General features: G+C 52.9%; 3 protein-coding genes and 1 pseudogene. 1 reads left to right on the forward strand and 3 read right to left on the reverse strand.

The window, feature by feature from the left end:
- Positions 1–145: 145 nt before the first annotated feature.
- Entirely contained in the window at positions 146–1,396 is a 1,251-nt protein-coding gene (locus AD944_RS01305) for an acyl-CoA dehydrogenase family protein (RefSeq protein ID WP_201785440.1), read from the reverse strand.
- Between the two features lie 248 nt (positions 1,397–1,644).
- On the opposite strand from AD944_RS01305, the pseudogene AD944_RS17320 reads away from it, so the two are divergent.
- Positions 1,645–2,411: pseudogene (locus AD944_RS17320) on the forward strand (IS630 family transposase); the annotation flags it as partial.
- Positions 2,412–2,715: 304 nt separating this feature from the next.
- Here the strand turns inward: AD944_RS17320 and AD944_RS01315 are convergent.
- Both AD944_RS01315 and AD944_RS16110 read right to left on the reverse strand, forming a co-directional pair.
- On the reverse strand, positions 2,716–4,407 hold the full coding sequence (locus tag AD944_RS01315; protein WP_248845801.1) for a recombinase family protein: 1,692 nt from the start codon (positions 4,405–4,407) through the stop codon (positions 2,716–2,718).
- Positions 4,408–4,584: 177 nt separating this feature from the next.
- Positions 4,585–5,184 carry a helix-turn-helix domain-containing protein gene (locus AD944_RS16110; RefSeq protein WP_156477232.1) on the reverse strand — a complete coding sequence of 200 codons (600 nt, stop codon included), beginning with the start codon at positions 5,182–5,184 and terminating at the stop codon, positions 4,585–4,587.
- Between the last annotated feature and the right edge of the window lie 129 nt (positions 5,185–5,313).

Raw genomic sequence — 5,313 nt, forward strand, 5'->3', positions numbered from 1 at the left:
TGCCAATACGGATCAACTGGGACATGATGGTTTCCTCCACTGGACACTCAGCTCTTCAGTATCCTCTCAGGACCGCTGCGAGCCGTCCACACCATCAGTTCTCAGTGAAAATCAACACAATAGCCTTGCCCATCAGGGATACCTTTCAAGGATAAGAAAAATCCGGTAAAGTTCCTGAAAATAGCGCACCAGAAGCTTCAAAAATACTGTCGTTTAAGGACGCATGCTGAGTTACGACCATTGTGTCACGTACAATATGCTGGAGACGGTTTTCACGATGTATTGCAGACATTCCAGCAACACGATACACATTCTGAACGACTCTGGCGCCGGTATGCGCTGCATGCGCTGCGCTCAGGCGCAGAAGATTGCTCTGGTGCTGACTGACTGGGTCCCCCTTCAAAACAGTCTCCCAGGCATTTCGTGAAGCATCATAAAAGAAAAGACGGGCACTCCGCAGTTCAGCTTCCCCGTGCGCTAACGCACTCCGAAAATAAGCCCGATCACCTAAACCAGACACACCGGGCACCGTGCGGAAACTTCTGGACGAAGAGATCGCATCATCAAGCGCCGCACGGGCCAGACCAAGGCTACAGGCCGCATGTACTTCGGCTTGATATGCCAGAACAGGATAACGAAAAAGAGGCTCATCAATAGTCGCTTTAGCGCCGCGAAGACAAGTCCATTCATTGCTAACAAATTTGTCAATGACCTGTGTGTCGTGGCTACCGGTACCCTGCATACCCACGACGTTCCAATTCGGAATAATCTCAACTTCATTTGCCGGACAAACAGCTATAATCGGCTGAGAACTTATTAGAGTATTTGTATCTACAGCGTCCCCTTTAAGACCTACTCCAATCCAATCCGCGCCCATACAACCGCTGGCAAATTTCCATCTACCACTGACCATCCAGCCACCAGGCACCGCATGAGCCTTCTGCAAAGGATAAAGACCACCTGAAAATATTTGATCCGGACTGTTTACATATATTTTTTGCTGAGTATCAACCGGCAACGCAGCCAGATAGGTATTGGCAGAACCAAAGCCCGCCACCCATGCCGCAGAGCCATCTACTGTGGCGATTTTTTCTACCAACTGAAGGAATTTTGCTGGCTCCAGCGCGCTTCCACCAAACAGTTTCGGTGTACTGGCTCTGAATATGCCAACACCTTTCATTAACGCGATGATGTCCAGAGGAATATGAGAAAGTCTTTCGAAATCAGCACGCCGGGCAGCAATTGCATCCAGAAGTTGCTCCATTGTTGGCGGTGTCAATGAGGCTGAAATGGTAGAGGCCTTTGACACAGTCATTTTAAAAGCCTTTCTATTATTTCTTATGGTATTGTATTGATACAGCGGAAATATTCCGAATATCAAATGAATATGCATCATTCATAAAATGCACTGGAATAATACAACGCCATTTGGCAGTTTTGGAGGAGGCTTGGCTGCTGCCACGATCACGCATGGACGTGTCCCGGTATAATTCCGGACCATGGTTATCTGTTGAGCGGCCTTGCGCTCGTGGGCCAGAGGACTTTTTCCACTGATACTAATTTGTTGTGGCTGTGACTCATTGGGGTACCCAAAAGGGTAGAAATGTGATTCACCGGATACCATTATTGAAGGAAGGTATCCTGATGGGCAAGGCTATTGCACTTCGCGAGGATTATGACGCCGCGAGGGTGCGTAGTTTTGCCCGACGAAGCAGACACGCGGCCCAGTTCCGGCGCCTTCTGGCGCTCGCGGTGATTTATGGCGGGTCGACGCTTGGTGAAGCGGCCCCTCTTGCAGGGAACGGACCGACAGATCGTTCGGGACTGGGTTCTGCGCTTTAACGCGCACGGACCTGCGGGTCTGATTGATCGTCATGGTGGGGGTGCTGCCCGCCGCATCACGCCTTCCGTCATGGAGGCTCTGGCACAGCGGTTTGAAGAAGGTCCCATTCCTGCTGTTCATGGTGCGCTGGCGATTGCATGATCTGTGCGCGTGGCTGCATGAAGAACATGGGGGTCAGCCTGTCAGTATCCTGGTTGAGCAGGATTGTTCGGAGTGAGGGTTTTCGTCTGCTGACGGCACGTTCCCGACAGGATGATCAGAACCCGGATGTCCAGAGCATTTTTAAAAAAACCTCCCTGACGCCCTTGCTGCCATCAGGGCCCGTCATTCCGGGAAAGATCTCGAACTGTGGTGGGCGGACGAAGCGAGGATCGGCCAGAAAACAAAGCTGACACGGCGCTGGGCGAAGCGTGGTACCCGCCCCCGTGTAACAGCCGATCTGCGGACAAGATCTGCCTGGATTTTCGGGGCCATCTGCCCCGCTCAGGGGAAAGGGGCGGCTCTTGTTCTCCCCTCCGGCAACATCCATGCCATGAATGTCCACCTGCAGGAAACCACTGTAGTCATTTATGAATATGACCTCACTGCGAGAGAATGCTAGTGATCCGAGACCACCCGCAATTCTAATCAATTCATTCAGAACGCATCCCGGAAGCGTCATTCCTCAAGTGACACAGCATCACGATAAACGCTCTTTCCCCCTCAAATGAGGCAGCGTCAATTTACAAAATATGAGTTAGAGAACCAAAGAGGGCGGCAACTACTTGGGCCCAATATGGGCCCACCCTGATGTGATATCCAGTTGTATCCAGTGACAGTCAGTGATATTAAATTCCCTGTTATCAACAATTTAAACGGAATAGCCCAGCCATTTAGCCACCACTTATCGCCCTTTCACGGCGGCAACACGGGTTCGAATCCCGTACGGGACGCCACTCCCGTCCAAAACTGGGAACTTTCGGGTTCAGTTTAGGACGGTCTGAGACGAGCTGGTTCATCAGCCTGTCTTTCCTTCCAAAAATACGGATTTCGCTGTCATCGACCTCTATGCGATCGACGATCGCACGGAGATATTCCTTGCGCATGGCGACGGGGCCATCGGTCAGCTTTGCCCGCAGGTCGTGAGAGAAACGTTCGATCATTTCATCGGTAATGACCGGCACGACCATCGCCGGGGCTTCGGCCATCGCGCAGAGACGGCTGGCCTCATCCCGCTGGGCTTTGAGTGCATCAAGTCGTTCCCTGAGCATTGGATCAGCAGGATCGACAATGCCGTTTTCGATAGCCGCATATATTCTCTGCAACTTCTGCCCGGCTTCACGGGATGCGTTACGCAGACTCTCCTGGCGGGCGGCATCACGATTCTGATTGGCGGCATAGTGTGCCAGGAGCGCCTCCAGAATCACGCCAAGCCTGTCTTTCGTGAGCAGACGGGTGGCGAGATGCTCCATAACCAGCGTATCGAGCAGATCCATACGGATGCTCCGCCCCTTGCAGGCCGTCTTTCCCTGCCGGGCCTGTGTCGCGCAGGTATAATAGCGATAACGACCGTATTTCCCTGTCCGCAACGTCATCCCGCCGCCACAGGTGGCGCAGACTGCCAGCCCCGTCAGCAGACATGGACCATTGACGATCCGGGGTGCCGTCACACGCGGTGCGTTCTGTTTCAGACGCTGCTGCACCTCCAGAAACTCACTGCGGGGAATAATGACAGGAGCATCCATGGTGATCACCTCATCCGACGCTTTCTTCCGTCCCGTTTTCGCTTCGACCACGTTGAACGCATGCTTGCCCGCATAGGTCTCGCGCGTCAGCACGTCATGAATGAATTTGCAGGAAAACCGCGAGCCGGTTTGAGTGCGGTATCCTTTTGCATTGAGGTGGCTGACGATCGCCTTGATGCCGAGCCCACCGGACTGTCCGTCTCCATCACGGTAGAGCCCGAAGATGAGCCTGACCGTCTCAGCCTGAATGGGGTCGATCTCCAGCTTCTTCTTGACTTTCTGCCCACGACGCTCCGCTTCTGCCGTGCGATAGCCAAAAGGCGGGCGGGAGCCGTTCCAGAACCCCTGCCTGGCGTTCTCGTTCATGGCGCGCAGTGTATGCTTGGCGTTCTCACGGGACTGATATTCGTCGAAAACCGCCATGATCTGGCGCACCATCACGGCATATGGATCGTTTCCAAACTCCTGCGTGATCGAAACAAGTCGGATCTCCTGCTTCGCAAGACGTCTGACGTTAAACTCAAGCTTGAAATGGTCACGGAAAAAGCGGCTGAAGGAATGCACGACGACAACATCGAAACGCCTTGGTTTTTCCAAGGCCGCTTCCATCAGTTTCTGAAATTCTGGTCTTCTGTCATCTGTTGCTGAGGCGCCCGGCTCGATGAAAACTTCGGCGACCACCCAGCCTTTCGCGGCACAATAGGCTTCAGTCTGGCGCTGCTGATCGGGGATTGACAGGTCGTGCTCGGCCTGCCGCCCTGTTGAGACGCGCAGATAAAGAGCCGCGCGCAGGGACGGCAGTGGCTGGAGGGGGCTCGAAGCAAGGGGCAAGGATGTCACGGCAAAACCTCATCAGAATATCGATTTCCGCTTTGTCGACGGGGATTTCTGGCGGCAGATCGTCCTGAACCCGCCAGTTCTGCATTTTGTGGGAGAGTGCCACGGACCGCCGCCCTGAACCAGAGTCGATCTGCCTGTCCCCGGATGTCCCGGTTCGTCTGGGGGATATCGCGTGATTCATGAGCGTAAGTCCGCACCGGGGGTGCCGACATTTGGCTGTCTGAAAGTAATTGATCTCTGAATGTAATACTGAATACTTTCAGTGACTATAAAACGCGATCTGCCTATTTTTATCGTGACTATCTTGCCTGACGCAGCAAGGCGGTATGCTGACCGGCGCGAAATACCGAAGCGGCTGCTGACTTTTGAAATCGACAGAAGTACCGGAACGCTGCTGCAGGACACCATAAAGGTTCCTAGCCAGCCTGCATTCTGATCAATCGAAGACTGTTCTTTCACCTGGCTTAGAATAAAGTTACGCACAGAACGCAATGTAATCAGCCGACGACCCGCAATACGACATGATAAAATATCGCCAGATCTGATAAGTCTGTATGCTGTTTCACGTGAAAATCCGAATAATTCAGCAGTATTCCCAACGCCAATTACTTCCGGGAAATTGAATATTTCCTGCATCGATGCTGCTTTCAACTTGCACTTCGTTGAAAGCAGCATCGATGAGGGCACGGGGAACAAAAACTGCAATTTCCGTTGCATTTTTCGGATCGAAACGAGAAATGACCCGGCATGATGTGCGCGGCCTGCAGTTCCGGTCACATCGCACTCGTATTTCCTGCGCTTATTCTACGAAAAACAGACTGGAGAGAGATTTGTCCGTTCCCGCGTCCGGTCGGACCGCTTTGCGGAAAAAACTGAATTCTGGCTTCAGGCTCGCTCCGAACACAT

It is taken from the genome of Acetobacter tropicalis, from assembly GCF_001580915.1.
GTDB classification, from domain to species: domain Bacteria; phylum Pseudomonadota; class Alphaproteobacteria; order Acetobacterales; family Acetobacteraceae; genus Acetobacter; species Acetobacter tropicalis.

Excerpts from the sequence above, each read along its gene's own strand:
- AD944_RS01305 (WP_201785440.1), bottom strand. The coding sequence starts at position 1,396 with ATGATGCATATTCATTTGATATTCGGAATATTTCCGCTGTATCAATAC.